General features: G+C 47.4%; 12 protein-coding genes and 1 pseudogene. 2 read left to right on the forward strand and 11 right to left on the reverse strand.

Annotated features, from left to right (window positions below; translation table 11 throughout):
- Nucleotides 1–391: 391 nt before the first annotated feature.
- From ACOZB4_RS23355 to ACOZB4_RS23380, 6 genes and pseudogenes are all read right to left on the reverse strand, one after another.
- Nucleotides 392–1,222, reverse strand: a complete 831-nt coding sequence (locus tag ACOZB4_RS23355; protein WP_379406616.1) for a carbohydrate ABC transporter permease — start codon at nt 1,220–1,222, stop codon at nt 392–394.
- Nucleotides 1,222–2,103: a carbohydrate ABC transporter permease gene (locus ACOZB4_RS23360; RefSeq protein WP_379406615.1), complete on the reverse strand. Its 882-nt coding sequence runs from the start codon at nt 2,101–2,103 to the stop codon at nt 1,222–1,224. The genes ACOZB4_RS23355 and ACOZB4_RS23360 overlap by 1 nt, the downstream gene beginning before the upstream one ends.
- 92 nt (nt 2,104–2,195) lie before the next feature.
- Nucleotides 2,196–3,461 (reverse strand): ABC transporter substrate-binding protein, encoded by a 1,266-nt coding sequence (locus tag ACOZB4_RS23365; protein WP_379406614.1) that lies wholly within the window; start codon nt 3,459–3,461, stop codon nt 2,196–2,198.
- 206 nt (nt 3,462–3,667) lie between these two features.
- Entirely contained in the window at nt 3,668–4,486 is an 819-nt protein-coding gene (locus ACOZB4_RS23370) for a sugar phosphate isomerase/epimerase family protein (protein WP_379406613.1), read from the reverse strand.
- A 200-nt stretch (nt 4,487–4,686) separates the two neighbouring features.
- Nucleotides 4,687–4,983: pseudogene (locus ACOZB4_RS23375) on the reverse strand (Gfo/Idh/MocA family oxidoreductase); the annotation flags it as partial.
- A gap of 12 nt (nt 4,984–4,995) precedes the next feature.
- Nucleotides 4,996–6,021: an alcohol dehydrogenase catalytic domain-containing protein gene (locus ACOZB4_RS23380; RefSeq protein ID WP_379406612.1), complete on the reverse strand. Its 1,026-nt coding sequence runs from the start codon at nt 6,019–6,021 to the stop codon at nt 4,996–4,998.
- 195 nt (nt 6,022–6,216) lie between these two features.
- Here ACOZB4_RS23380 and ACOZB4_RS23385 point away from each other — a divergent pair, with 195 nt between their 5' ends.
- Together ACOZB4_RS23385 and ACOZB4_RS23390 are read left to right on the forward strand one after the other, a co-directional pair.
- Complete coding sequence (locus ACOZB4_RS23385; RefSeq protein WP_379406611.1) at nt 6,217–6,357, forward strand: hypothetical protein; 141 nt, start codon at nt 6,217–6,219, stop codon at nt 6,355–6,357.
- Nucleotides 6,358–6,450: 93 nt separating this feature from the next.
- Nucleotides 6,451–7,185 (forward strand): GntR family transcriptional regulator, encoded by a 735-nt coding sequence (locus ACOZB4_RS23390; protein WP_379406610.1) that lies wholly within the window; start codon nt 6,451–6,453, stop codon nt 7,183–7,185.
- 535 nt (nt 7,186–7,720) lie between these two features.
- On the opposite strand, the gene ACOZB4_RS23395 is transcribed toward ACOZB4_RS23390, so the two are convergent.
- The 5 genes from ACOZB4_RS23395 to ACOZB4_RS23415 form a co-directional block, all read right to left on the reverse strand.
- On the reverse strand, nt 7,721–7,912 hold the full coding sequence (locus ACOZB4_RS23395) for a hypothetical protein (protein WP_422759660.1): 192 nt from the start codon (nt 7,910–7,912) through the stop codon (nt 7,721–7,723).
- 474 nt (nt 7,913–8,386) lie between these two features.
- Nucleotides 8,387–11,362, reverse strand: a complete 2,976-nt coding sequence (locus tag ACOZB4_RS23400; RefSeq protein WP_379406608.1) for a hypothetical protein — start codon at nt 11,360–11,362, stop codon at nt 8,387–8,389.
- Entirely contained in the window at nt 11,362–12,621 is a 1,260-nt protein-coding gene (locus ACOZB4_RS23405; protein ID WP_076325289.1) for a hypothetical protein, read from the reverse strand. Before ACOZB4_RS23405 ends, ACOZB4_RS23400 begins: the two co-directional genes overlap by 1 nt.
- Nucleotides 12,622–12,691: 70 nt before the next feature.
- Nucleotides 12,692–13,333, reverse strand: coding sequence for a beta-mannanase (locus ACOZB4_RS23410; RefSeq protein WP_076325288.1), 642 nt, complete (start codon nt 13,331–13,333; stop codon nt 12,692–12,694).
- 17 nt (nt 13,334–13,350) lie between these two features.
- Nucleotides 13,351–14,616: a vWA domain-containing protein gene (locus tag ACOZB4_RS23415; RefSeq protein WP_379406607.1), complete on the reverse strand. Its 1,266-nt coding sequence runs from the start codon at nt 14,614–14,616 to the stop codon at nt 13,351–13,353.
- Between the last annotated feature and the right edge of the window lie 37 nt (nt 14,617–14,653).

The following is a 14,653-nucleotide window of genomic DNA, read 5'->3' on the forward strand; positions in this document are numbered from 1 at the left end:
CTCCCATCTCTAAACTAAGGCATGTCCAACTATCCTTTTCCCTTGCCATTACAAATTCCAGCTCGTTTACATCCAGCAATACCTTTTTGTGAAGCCCACTTCCATAAAAATTTTACTATTCCATTGTGTGGCTCTACTTCTTGATTTTATTTCAGTTTTCACCTTATCTCTACCACACAAAAACTAGGTCCATACCACGGTTTCGGTGTTGTTATCCCTCTCAGCCATAACTTTAAAGAAGATCAACAACCTCATTGGTCAGCTTGCTCCAATCCCAAGTTACCAGTTGGATGCTTCCCTCCCCATCTGGCGTACTTCTGCAAATTTGGACTCAATGCAGGCAGCAAAAAACTCTGCCAATACACTTATTTCCCCATAATCCGTCTCAACTTTAACCTTTCACCGCGCCTGCTGTAATTCCGCCGACAATATGCTTCTGCATCGCAACAAAGAAAATCAAGCTTGGAATCATCGACATCACAATTCCCGGTAAAGCATGTTCCCAATCCGAGGTTTGCGCAGAAAACCGCATGTACAAGGCGTTTTGCAGGTTGATTGCTGATGCTTTTCCGCCTACAATCAGTTGGTTTGTAATAATATCATTCCAAGCAGCTAATGTATCCAGTACAACAACTGTTGTCAAAATTGGCGTAAGCAACGGAAGTACTATCGTAAAATACATCCGTATCCGGCCGGCACCGTCAATATCTGCGGATTCTTCCAGTTCGATAGGTACATTCTTTACAAAGCCATGGATCATAAAGACAGCCAGCGGCATTAACAAGCCAATAGAAACAATGATATAGCCGGGTTTTGTTCCGGTTAGATTTACGTTGGAAACCAGCTTGGTCAGAGAAATCATGTACGACTGAAACGGAACCATCATAGGCATGATGATTAACATAAAACAAATTTTACTCACTATAGATTTGGTTCTCGCCAGCTTATATGCCGCCATAGGCGCAAACAGAATAATCCCGGCCACTGACAGAACAGTGTATAGCAAGGTATTGCTAACAAGTAGGGAGAAGTCAAACGTCACCCATGTTTCGATATATTTGTCCTGACTCCAACGGGCAGGAAGAGCCAGGAAGTTCTGCATCATGTCGTTATAGGGTTTGAAAGAGTTAAAAAATATCAACACAAGAGGCATCAGCCATAGGATAGATGCCAACAGAATAATAATAGAAAATATAGAGATTCCTCTACTCTTTGATTCCATTATGCTTCCACCTCTTTCCCTTTCGTTATCTTCATCTGAATCGCTGCGACACATAAAACAAGGAGAACAAAAATTACCGATTTGGCAGTTGCCAGACCATAGTTGTTATTAATAAACGCTTCCTTATAGATATTGTAGGCAACCGATACGGTAGAGTTTGCAGGGCCGCCCTTGGTAAAGACCATAATCACATCGAACAGCTTAAAGGAGAAGGTTAACGATGTGAGGAGACAAATTGAGATTGAAGGCATAATCATAGGGATCATAATCTTGTATATGGTTTGGAATTTACTCGCGCCGTCAATCTTAGCGGCTTCCAAAAGATCGTTAGGCACAGCAATGACACCAGCAATGTAGTTCACGATATAGAATCCTATAGTTTGCCACACGGTCATTACTACAACCACCACAAATGCTAATTTCCCAGTTCCCAACCAGCTCCAGTTGAAGAACTCCCAGCCGGTGATGTTATAAAGCGATTCGAACCCGGGTCCAATGATAAATTTCCACAACAAACTGATGGCGGTCAGGCCGGTAATATAAGGAATATAATAAAATGCTCTTACCATATTGTTTACTTTACTCTGTTTTGCAAGCACCAAGGCAACCGACAGCGCAGAAACATTCACAATGATAACAAAAAACACTGCATATTTCAGCGTAAAGCGTAAACTTTTCCAAAAGAACGTATCGTTGGTAAATATCTTAACGAAATTATCCAATCCTACAAAGGTCATATCCTTGCTGACACCATTCCAGTCAAAGACGGAATAATAAAGATTCATGATAAAAGGAATATCAGAAGCAAATAGGACAAAGGCTAAGGCCGGAAATACAAAAAGGGCAAATAGCAAACCGTTCTTGAGTTTCTTTTTATTCATAACTATATCTCCTCATCTCGATGAAAATTTGCCCCAGCCTGTCATAAGCCGGGGCAAATTGTAAAAGTGAAAAGAACACCACTACCGTAACATTAAGACTTCCAGAAGTTCTGGAACTCTCTTGTAACCTCTTCGGCCGACATGTCCCCTGTCATATATGCCTGCAGGTAAGATCCAACGGTCGCAGAAAATCCGGATGGAGCAATAGTGTGAATCCAGCCATTGGTCAGGCCGTCGGAAACATAGGATTTCGCATCGTTAGCCAGTTTCCCCTTTACTTCTCTTTTAGTTTTGACAGCGGGAACCACGCCAACGCCATCAGCCATCCAATACTGACCCATATCAGAAGTCAGGATATACTTGGCATACTCTTTAGCAAGCTCCAGATGAGGAGAATTCTTGTTCACAATATAGGTCCAGTTACTGGAAGAAAGGATGGTAGCATCTCCCGGATTATTACTTACCGGAGCCGGCAAGAATGCAACATTTGCATCCGGATTAAAGGAATCCAGTACAGACTGAGCCCAGTCGCCCATGCTGATTATCGCAGCCTGATTGTTGGCCAGCTTGTTCTCGCTAGTCTCCCAGTCAATCTCCAGCGGCTTGCCGGGGCCATACTCCTTGGCCAGATCCAGAAAGCGGAATATATTCTGGAAATTAGGCATGTCTTCAAAGGTAAGTGAACCGTCATTTAGCGCCTTCACTACCCCATCTGCATCCATGGTTTTGTCCATCATAAAATGAGTAGATAGTTGTCCAAGCACCCAGGCATCTTTGGCTGCAATAGAGAACGCGGTGATACCAGCGGCTTTGAGCTTTTTGCAGGCTTCTTCCAGTTCATCTAGTGTTTTGGGCAGCTCCGTAATTCCTGCCTGCTCAAACAGGTCCTTGTTGTACAGAAGTCCCGCATTTTCATAGGTCCAAGGCAGGCTCATTACATTTCCTTCATCATCCATACTTGTAGCAATGGCTTCCGGATGGAAGAGATCGATAACATCCTGGTCATTGCTCCAGTTATAGGCATACTCATGGTACCTGGAGGCAGCAGTACCAGATTCCACAGCAAACACATCGGGGATATCATTCGCATTCACCCGAGACTGCAACAGGGAAGCGCTGTCATTTGCTGCATGCTGTACTTCGATTTTGACGCCGGGGTGCTCTTCTTCAAATTTGGCCACCATCTCCGCATACTCATCCAGACCATATGCGTGGGCATCAAAAACGCTCAAAGTAATCTTTGAACTGTCGCTGGCTGGTGTTGCAGCCCCGCTATTGGTGCTGGAACTATCTCCACATCCTGTAAAGACTGTAGCACTAAGGACCAGTGTAAGTACGGTTGCTAATAACTTTTTCATGGTGTTCCCTCCTCATATATTATTATTTGAAGGTTGTTGTTGGGCTAATTTCCAGTACCCTAGGGTACTGGCGGCCGCCTTCAACATTTCTAATTTGCCATCGATCTTGTCCTTGTCACATCGTTCAATCCATCCGAAGCATACAGGCTCTTTTAGTTAGGCATACTCATCAAAAAGACTTTCCGAAAGCTTACCACGGAGAATAATCAAATCAGAGTTTCCAACAGCTGTTTTGCCTGTATGATATCCTCCTTCTGTTCATCGCCGGAAATTTCCCTTTCAATGGTGATATCCCCCGGATATCCAATTTCTTTCAGCTTGGCGATAAAGGCCGGATAGTTTACTTTACCTTCCCCCAATGGCACCTCTTCCCCAAGATGATATCCGTCTGTTGGATAGCATCCATCCTTACCGTGAACCCCCCAGACATATCTGCCAAAAACATCCAACGCATCAATAGGATTGGCTTTCCCATACATGATCAGGTTGGCAGGATCTAAATTAATCCCCACATTATCCATACCAATATCATGAATCGCCCGCACCAGAACAACGGGAGTTTCCTGCCCTGTCTCAAAAAGGAGATTCTGCCCATTCTCCTTGCATTTTTTTGCAAGAACCTTTAATACAGAAATAACTTCCGGATACTTGGGATCGTACGGATTTTCGGGCAGGAATCCCACATGTGTTACCAAATCCCGCACATGAATCTTTTTTGCAAAATCAGAGCCTTCCAGCAGCATTTGCAATCTTTGGAAGCGATAAGCTTCCGGGATAAGCCCCAGGGTAATCTGACCATCATAGAAATCCCACACCTTCGGGCCTTCCCAGCCACACCAAAATGCAGAAATAGAGATTCCATGCTTCTGAGCTGCAGAATTCACTTCTTCCGCAACTGCATCAGTCAGTTTGCTCCGATCCCATGTTACAAGCTGGATGCTTTCCATCCCCATCTGGCGCACTTCAGCAAACTTGGACTCAATGCAGGTATCAGCAAAAACTTCTACCAGTACACCTATCTTCATAATCTGCCTCCTTCTATACCTTTCACTGCACCTGCCGTAATTCCGTCGACAAAATGCATGGTTTTAATAATATCATTCCAAGAAGCTAATATATCAAGCTTTATGCTAATGCCAACTCTCTTCGCGGGAAAGCTCTGGCTCATAAACCGTACCATCTTCCCGATAAACTACCAAAGAGGGATTGTGTCTTCCGTTATAGACTACGGTTCCGTGCTCAAAGTACGTCCGGAAGGAAGCCTCAAAAGTGTATCTTCAAACCCCCAGGTAACATCTCCTCTGAGCCGCTGTAACACAATGGACTTTAGGCGTCCCAATTGCCCGCTGTCGTAAACCTCTTTCAGAAAGGCATACTCATCAAAAAATCTTACAACTTGTCCAACAAATACCTTGCCATTGTATTTTTCTCTAGCCTTCAGTAATCGCTTACAATCTTGTTCGGTCAGGCCAACAGGCTTCTCAATAAACACATTCATCCCGCGTGCCATGGCTTCAAGAGAATGATAATCATGCTAATTCTCAAAAACGATGACCATCTTTTTCATTTCCTTAGGCGGATTTACAATATTTTCAAATACTCGTCCGATGTCGCGAAAAGGAATATAATCGCTGACAATGCCTTCCAATATCACTTCATGGTTGGCAAACTTCTCAATGGTGGGTTCAAATTGCCCGGTGGACATCCGGCTGCCAACAATGGTTAATTCCCGACCGTTAATCATCGCTTGAGTAATCTGTTCGGTCGCGGGGCAAAATCCTAACGGTACAATACGTGCCCCGTTGGTGGGAATTCCCGGTTGCATCAGCATCGTAAGCGAACCAGGGAAACATGCAGCATCAAAAATAACATCAACACCGTTCCCATTGGTTTCTTCCTGTATACGCTTGACTAAATCTTCCTTATCGTTGTTGATGATAATATCTGCTCCATAGTGACGCGAACGCTGCAAAGAGCTTTCTATCACATCGGCGCAAATAACCTTGGAGCCTATCGCTTTACATGTCTGCAAAATAATACTTCCGATGGTTCCGCTTCCAAGAACTAGAACCACATCATCTTTGGTTACATTCGCTCTTTGGATGGAATGACCGCCAATTGCAAAGGGTTCAATCAGAGCCGCATCCCGAAAGGGGATTTCCTTCGGTATACGATACACTTCATGAGCCGGTACACAGAAATACTCTCTCCAACCTCCGTCAGTGGCGGCACCGCGGGCCTTTACTGTGCGACAAATATTGCGGCGCCCTTGCTTGCATTGAGGGCATTCGCCACAAGCTACAACCAGATCAACAACAACATGATCTCCCGGTTCTACATTGGTTACACCCTTTCCAACCTGTTCTATAACACCTGCGTTTTCATGTCCGAGAATACGCGGATAAACGGATTGAGGATTCTCCCCTAAGTAATTGTGAAAATCCGATCCACATACACCGGCTGCCATCATCTTAACTAAAACTTCTCCTGGTTGAGGCTGTGGTACAGGTGCTTCCTGAATCTCATATTGCAGCGGTGCGGTTACTACTACCTGTTTCAACTTGATGTGCCACCTTTCGTTCCTATCGAAGGATCTCTTCGAAACACAATTGGGATAATTATACTGCATCTAATATTTTAGTTTATCGATTACTGGAATATTAACATGCTTTTTTAAATCCGTCTACCAAAGTTTACTACAAAATTTAAGGTAATTTGGGGCAGGCAACCAACATGTTGATTGGGATAGGCATTATTGGAGAAAATCAAAAGACTTTCAACGATTATGGTAAAGGATTATGGTAAAGGTTTTTTAGAAAAAGGAAATGCCGCTTCTAGCATTTTACCAATGATAAGAAGAAAGAACTTAAAAAAGCCATCCATAAAAGAGAACTAATATATTAGATAGGAATATCAACTTCGCTGTGATATTATATTCTTATAAGTTACAACTCCACATTATTAACATGAAACTGGAGAGTAGATTAGCATGAGTGCCAAAAATACAAACAAAAGCGCCCGAGATACCGTTTATCCTTTTCTGCGCAAAAAAATTATCGAGATGCAGATTATGCCCGGCGCGGTTATTAATCCCAAAGAGTTGGCCGAATATTTAAAGGTAAGCCGTTCCCCCATTAGAGATGCTCTTATGCAGCTGGAAAAGGAATCCTTGGTAGAAACCGCACCTCAAAAAGGAACTTATGTCTCGAAAATCGATGTTGAGCGGGTTCAGGATGAACGATTTATGCGTGCCTGTTTGGAAGAAAAAATGGCTGCTCTTTTTCTCGATGTTTATACAGATTCTGATTACAAGCAAATGGAAATGATTCTGTTGCACCAAAAGGAAGCATATGAACGTCGAGATACCCGCACTTTCCTCCAACTGGACAACGACTTTCATGCCGTTATGTACCACGTAACCGGTCACACCTATTGTTTAGACATGATTCAGAATCTTTCGGGGCACTATCATCGGATTCGTCTTCTATCCCTTTCAGACCCTGATATTTGCGCATCCACAATACAGCAACACAAGGAATTGTTGATGCTGATTAAGAACAAACAGCTCGCTGGACTGCAAAAACAAATCACCGCACATATCACCGAAAAAGGCATGGAAGTTATGAAACTGCTAAAGCGTTATCCCTCCCTCTTTTCCACTGTTTTAGTGGAAGAACCGTCCGGTGAAAGCATCTGGGAAGGAGATTTTCTGGCAGAGATATAGATTTAGATGTACATAGTAGTCTGGCACAAATTTATATACGAAGTCGGTAGGAGGTTACTCATTATTTGAGTAGCTTTCATCAACAGCGTCGATAATTTCAAGGTAATTATAATATCGCGGTATGCTGGGGACTTTCACTCCTTTAGTCGGTTGCGCTGTCCAAGCGCACAAAGGGCTTCGATCATCTCGTAAGATGACCGAAGCCCTTATTTTATTGAACCCATTCCTGCTGTGGGAAGCTCCATACTTCCGAAGGAATAATTCGATAATCTTCATCATCATGTCTGACCTCCTCCCTGGCGGAGACGATTGAAGCCGCGCAGGAAGTAGTTCGGCTGCTGCGGGCGTATACACAATAAAACGAGCATACGGAGGATCGTTAACTCGTTTTATTGATACGGACTCATCTTCACTTCAACACACGGTAATAAAGATGGACGACATTGGAACCGTCAATCACATGCTGACTTTCCAATTTTATAAGGTCGGTTCCGATATGGCCGAATAATCGGGTCCCTTTTCCAAGCAATACGGGTCAAAAGAGAACATAAATTTCATCAAGCAGCCCCAGTTGCAAGCATTGCTGCGCGATGCTTGCTGTTCCAACGCTGACATTCTCATCCCCTGCCGCCAATTTGGCCTGATGCACCGCTGCCTCGATTCCTTCTGTAACAAAGGTGAATGGCGTCGCTCCCTTAGGATAGGTCTCTGGCACATGATGAGTCACGACAAACATCGGCACTCCCCCGATGGGATGACTTCCCCCCATCCCTGTACGATATCATAGGTACGTCTTCCCACCAACATAGCCCCTGTTGATTCAAACGGATATTCAAATGCCTCCCTGTTTACCTTGGACAGCTTGAAGAACTCACTATACTTGCTCGGCAGCTCTCCGCTGAACAGCCAATATGTAGTAATCCAACTTCGTCACCCAGCGGCTGTCCCTCATCGTCGTGGGGCCCGGCAATAAAGCCGTCGAGTGACATGAATATATCCAGTACAACTAGTCCCATCGGGTAACACTCCTTTCCTTCACTATTCTGTTCTGTAAAACTTATCACATCAACTCAAGGGAAATTTCTTCTTACTTGCTAAAAATCGAAAGAGGCCTATACGCACACGTATAGGCCTCTTTCTTATCAAGACCAGTCATCCCCCACTGTTCATCAGGTCATGTCTCGACTTTATCCCCAAATATTTAATTTCCACTGCCAGACTCATTCTCCGGAGCCTGCTCTTGCTCTTCCGAAAGCGCGCTTTCGTCAGACAGCTCATAGGAGACGCCATCTACAACAACCTTCTCGACAAGGGATACGTCAAGCGGTTGATCCAACTTCACGACGACCTTACTTGTATATGACGGGTCCTCACGAGAATGACTTTCGTTTCCTGAAGACTCCGCTTCTTCACCGTCAACTGTATCAGACGAGCCTTCCCCTTCTGTTGTCCCGGTATTCAGCTCCGCTTGATTCCCGGTTGAATCAGTCTCGGTCCCTGATGGGTCGGCATCCGCTTCGCCTGTAGTTTCATCCGCGCAGACCCGAGTTAATTCAGGGCTAGCGGCCTCAAACAACGTGCTTGCATCTTTGCCTACAATCTGTAGCTTGTCCACACTGAAATCCCGACAAGCCGCAGGCTGTTTAAAATGGAAGCTCAGCTCGGTCTTGCCCTCCTGCTCGCCTTCCTCCACCACCGTCGCCGTCAATAACGGCTTTTCAGGGACGATATCAGAAGAAGCCGGAGGTGCGGTAACCGGGGGCGTGATGACCGGATTCGGATCAACATTACCGTCCGCAGGTCCTTTGCCGTTTTGGATCATCATGAAGGCAGCACCAGCAATAACGATCACCACAAGCAAGGAAGAAGTGATTTTTACGAACCGCGAATGCTGTCGAAACCATCGCACCAACGGTGAAGCCAATTCGGCCCTGACCTTCGTATACACCGGTTTGAGGATGGGCGCAGGCGAATTGAAATACGTTTTCGCATAATCCTTATTCTTGAAGGCTTCACGGTCATAGGATTTGAAATAATGAACGATAGCGGCGGCATAAGCCGGAACAAGTCCCCGCGGTCTAACGAATACCGGCTGCTCGGCAGACCACTTAATATACTGGTATACCACTTCTGGACTCTGACCGTATCTGTGCAAATAATCAAGCAAGCCCCGGTAGTCTACGGCACTGGAACGAATCTCCGTGCAGAAGGCCAAGGTAATGCTATCAAATCTGGATGGCACCACATGGTTCTGCAGCCACTTTCGCATGATTTGTTGGGTTCGTTCCCGCTCCTCGGCTGACAGATCTCCCAGCACCTCCGCTTGAACCTCTTCATGGCTGGACCACTGGTATAGGGCGAGCATGACTTCGGCCTTGGATCGAATCCGGGAGTCAAAACGCTCTACCCAACCCTTGAACTCCTTCGGCATTTGCAAAAACCCGATATCCAGCAGCTGTTTCTGGCTTAATTGCTCGGGCTCCAACTCACGCAAAAGAAAGAGGTTTGCCGCATAAATCAAACGGTCTGCAAATGCAGTTCCGCCTTGGTAACGACCCATTCCCTTCTGAGGATGGTGCTCCAGCGAATCCAATTGATCCAGCACGGCGTTGACCGCTCTCACCGGGTCCGGAACTTGCTTAAGCTTATCGACAAGCTGGGCTTCCGCTAACCTGATATAATTCTCCTGCTCCAGCAGGAGAGGGTGATTCCGAACCCACAAGCCGATCAGATCTACCAAATCCGTAGGCGACGCTGCTTGCTGCATGCGCGTTTTCATATATGGATCGAACATCAACGCCGGCAGCCCCGGACTGGTCAACACCCTGGCATAGAAGGCTCGGCTTAAGGCCGGGCTGCCCTCCAGCAAGTCGTAAATCGCCTCGGTCACATCCTGGCGCTGCTTCGATAAGGCATTATTTAATGAGCGGATAAAATATTCCACAATCAGATCCTGATGCTGCCGGGGATTGATGCCGTGATAATCCTTAACGAATCCGGCAATCGCTGCATCCGGAACCTGTCCGCCTTTGATAAGCTCGAATTCCTGGGCAAACAGGGCGTGGAACAGCTGATCCAGCCGTCCCTTAGAATCCAGGGCGCCTGTCGGCTTCAAATAAAGCAGCAAAGCACGCAGCACAGTATGTTTATGCTCATAGTACAAGCCCTCTTGGCCTTCTTCAATCTGGAACAGCATACATAAATCATCGTAGCTATCGAGCAAGATCCCAAGACCCGGCTCCATATCTGCAAGCATCTGCTCGGCGAAGGTAAAAAAGCGCCCTAAGCGATCGGGGTCCAATAGCGTCTCCCATGCAAAATCAAGATAAGGCTGCTCGGACCATTTCAGATCGACATTAATGACCCTGCCGGCAGCGAGCTCAAACAGATAGTCCTTCTCAATGCTCCGGTCGCCTAGCCGCAGGCTGCCCTTCTCTACGAACATGAGGTGAAGTCCCTTCTTGCTCTGCGGCTCTTTGGCATAGGTTACGAACCCAAGCACCCGGCGCAGCGCATAGGGCAATCGGCCAAACAACACAAAGAGCAGCTGCTCCGCCTTCGCGGACAACTGTTCCACCGGGACATCCAGAACGATATATACCTTTTTCTTCCCTGCAGCCGCGGATATGCATGCATAGAGCAACTGCTTGAATATCTTCTCGTCGATCCCAAGCTCCTGCAATAAGGCTGGCGTCTCCTTGGATGAGATGGCGGCTTGAGAGTCCGCCTGAACCGGAATGGCAGGAAGCTGCGGAAGATCTACGCCTTCTTCGATATCGTAATGATCGGCAAAGGAGGCCTGGAGCCAAGTTTGATAAGCGGAATGCTCATCTTCAAGAAAACCGTCGGGAATGACATAATGATGCGTAAAAAAGGCACTGCGAAGCCCCGTAAAGTCCGCAGGCTGAAACACGCTTCGCCCTAGCACCGTGTCCCCTGTTTCCGTATGGAACAGATGAAGGGCGGCCGGATAAGCCGCCGCTTCCCTCTCGCTGCGTGCTGTCAGCTCGGCAGGAGCTTCGTATTGGCAAAAGGGATGCAGTACCTTTTTGATAAAGGAAGCCTCCAATCCGGACGAACGAGCCACCGTATCAAAGCCTTCGGCTGAACGGAATATGCCCCGGCGCTCCCGCGTGTACATTTGCTGCTGTATGGTTCGGGATGGGAAATCCGGCACTAGTCTTCCCTCCCCTGAATATACTTCAGCTTGTACAGAAGCCAGATGAACGGCTCATCGACCCGAATCGGGCTGACAACGCTTTGCAGCTTCTGATCGACAGGGTTGCTGCCTAGAGCCGACACGGCAAAATACGCTGTATTGGAAAAGTATACATCCATCGTTCCCTTGAACGGACGGTCGACCTTCTCGATAAAACGGCGGATCTCGCCGTCAATATTTTCAAATTCGGTCAAATTCATAAACTTGCGGTGCACCACATTGTTAAAGATGTTGCTGTTCAGCTTCACGTATTCGCCATCCTCATCCTTAAGCGCATGAAGCATGTCGCTCTTGGTTAAGACGACGGCTGTCGGAATATCCGTCTTGCCCTTGTCCTCATAAGCGATGAAATCGCCGAACATCGTCAGCACGACATCCCGCGGCTCATCATACTGGGACACCCATTCACCGGGCTGGTCACCGAATTTCAGGCGGATTTTCTCCCGAATGGAGCGGATTTGGAGCGGATCCACCATAAACAGAATACCCGCGGAATTCTTGATATGCTGTCCGTGAAGTCCCAAGTAATCCTCGTCCACCATGCCCTCACCCGCTACGTCAAAAAATACGAGGGTTAACGGCGGCTTGGACTCATCCTTGAACACGAATTGGAAAATGAAAGGCTCCTGCATCTTCTCCTTCTGCGTGGACGCCAGCAAATCTCCGCGCTCAAATAACGGCTCCTCATAGCCCGTACGGAACTTACGGCTGATCTCGGCATTTAGCGGCATGCAAGCTGCATCGAAATGATCCGCCGTCGTATGCTGCAGCGTATGAATGAGCGAAGTCATATAGACCGACTTGCCCACTTGCGAAGCACCGATAATCGAGATAATGTTGCTCGGCACCTTTCCTGCGGTCACCGGAAGCTCATTATGGCATTTCGGGCATAACCGTCTGCGCGTAACGACACCGTAACGGTCATTCAATCCAACCAGCACGTGATCGGAATAAATGTGATGCTCCTCCGGTATGTCGCTCGGCCGGATAATCGCTTCAATATCATAAACGGAATCCAGCCCAAAGCGTTCCCGGTACCGATTCAGCTCATCATCTTCCCCAAGCGCATAGTCCTCGTCATCCTCTCGATCGTGGGCAGCCCGGAAGACAACCTCCTTCGGAGCAAACTTACTGAAACAGTAAGGGCACACAATATCATAGAACAGCGGCTTTGGCTCCGGCTCCGGTTTTTTCTTGAATATATCAAAAATGCCCATCCTTTGTACCTCCCTCTGAACCCTATGAATTACACACTGATGCGTTCATCGTGGTTACAGTGTGTTCTCTCTATCTATAAACGAGCTCATACCGTTGTCCATACTTCTTACCATCCGTAAAAAACAGGCGAATATAATCGTTCTTGCCTACCTCAATCGCAGGCAATTCGTTGCGTCCCGCTGCAAAATCCGTAACGAAAGGGTACAAGATGCCGTCTTCCTTGTTTACCGGATAAGCCCCCTGCTTCTTTACGTAGCATAAAACGTCCTTGGGTACCGGCACTTCCGCCGTCACCTGAATTTCAATCGTCTTATAAGGCTGCAACCAGCGGCTCTTTTCACGAATGGAATATACCAGCATAGCTTTGCCGGTGCTGAACTGAATGCTGTTCGCTTCATCCGGCTGCCTGATTAAGGCCATCTCTCCATCTTCGGAAGACATGGCGTATACCGTATACGTGATCTGGCCAATTCCGTCCACCCGGTCCCGATACCCATTGTTCGCCTTGTACTCGTCTCGGGTATACAGGCGCAGGCTACCAGGCTCTATAGTTCCAGCAGGCAGACCAAATCCATCATCCATCGCGCGGTGAATATATACCGCCTGAAGACCTGGCGGCCAGCTCCATCGGAGCGTACAGTAGCCCTCGTCTAATTGATAGCTTAATCCCTGAATGACCCATTCCCCGGGCTCCGCATTTTTAAAACGCATATCGAACGCCCCCTGCTTTAAAATCCTCGGCTTGTTGAATCATTCGGCCGTTGCCCTCGTCCCGTTCGGCCTGGCCGCTGCTCGTTACGAATGATCTTGCTGTTCTCCTTAACCGGAATCACCAACGTGAACAAGGCGATGATTCCTGCGAGGATGAAGCAGGCCAGCAGACGAACGGAGGCATCCCTGACTTCTCCCCCGGATAAGCCATATTCCAGAACAACGCCTGCGAGCACGCCGGATACTGCGCCGCCGATGCTGAAGCTAAGCGCGAGATGACGGTTATCAAACACAATGCCGAGGGCCAGGCCCATGGCAGCGCCAATGAGCAGCATCGCAACGACTCTTACAATCTGATAATAAACGCTATCTTCCATAGCGCCTGTACGTTTCGTCAACAAGGAACGATCCCCGACGTCGTCATAGATTTTCTGGAAGATAAAAGACAAATCTGCCGCATTCTGCACGTCGTAATATTGCCCGCCCGTTTCGGCCGCTATCGTCTGAAGCAGCTGGGCGCCATCCTTGTAGACAAGGCTGAGGCCAATCGTATTCACCGCGATTTGCTGCTGTTTGTAGTCGGCAAGCACACGCGCATGATCGGTTTCGCTAAAGCCGTCCGACAGCATAATGACCATGGCGCTTCGGCGGGCATCATGGCTCTCTTGGATATGTGTCATGGTATCCTCCAGCGCGAGACTAATGTCCGTGCCGCCATCATTCGTTTCCAAACTGTCAATCTCAGCGATGATCTCATCCTTGGCTTCCTGGTTCTTCACACGCGTAAAAGGCTGCAGCAACGTTGTCGCATGATCAAACAGCATCACCGATACACGGTTATCCTCGTCCATGCGGTTAATCAGATTTTTGGCCGCCGTATATCGGTCCTGATTCGGGTCCGTGTCTTTCATGCTGCCCGAATTGTCAATGACCAGCACGATATCCTTCACCGGCTTGGCGCTGCCCGGGTTCAACTGGTACACCCACTCAAACAGCATGCCAAGCAAGAACAGTGCCACCAACGTGGATGGAATCAGCAGCTTCCATGATGTGCCTGTGTATCGCTGTCTCCATGAGCTCCCGTTCAAACGAGGGGAGATCAGTTCTGCGATTAAGCAGGCCAATCCGATGCACAAGGCCAAAATTCCGAAATAGATCCCTGTAACTACGATGACGGGAAGCCCTGTCCCCCATTGGCGGAGCAAAAATTCCCCAATGGTAAATCCGATTCCCCCACCGACTAGACTAAACAGCAGCAGGAGAGGGTTTATTTTTCGTTGCACAATACACGCCTACTCTCTGTATCAGAATTTAAGAACG

It is taken from the genome of Paenibacillus sp. NPDC058898, assembly GCF_049316025.1.
Classification (GTDB): Bacteria; Bacillota; Bacilli; order Paenibacillales; family Paenibacillaceae; genus Paenibacillus_AQ.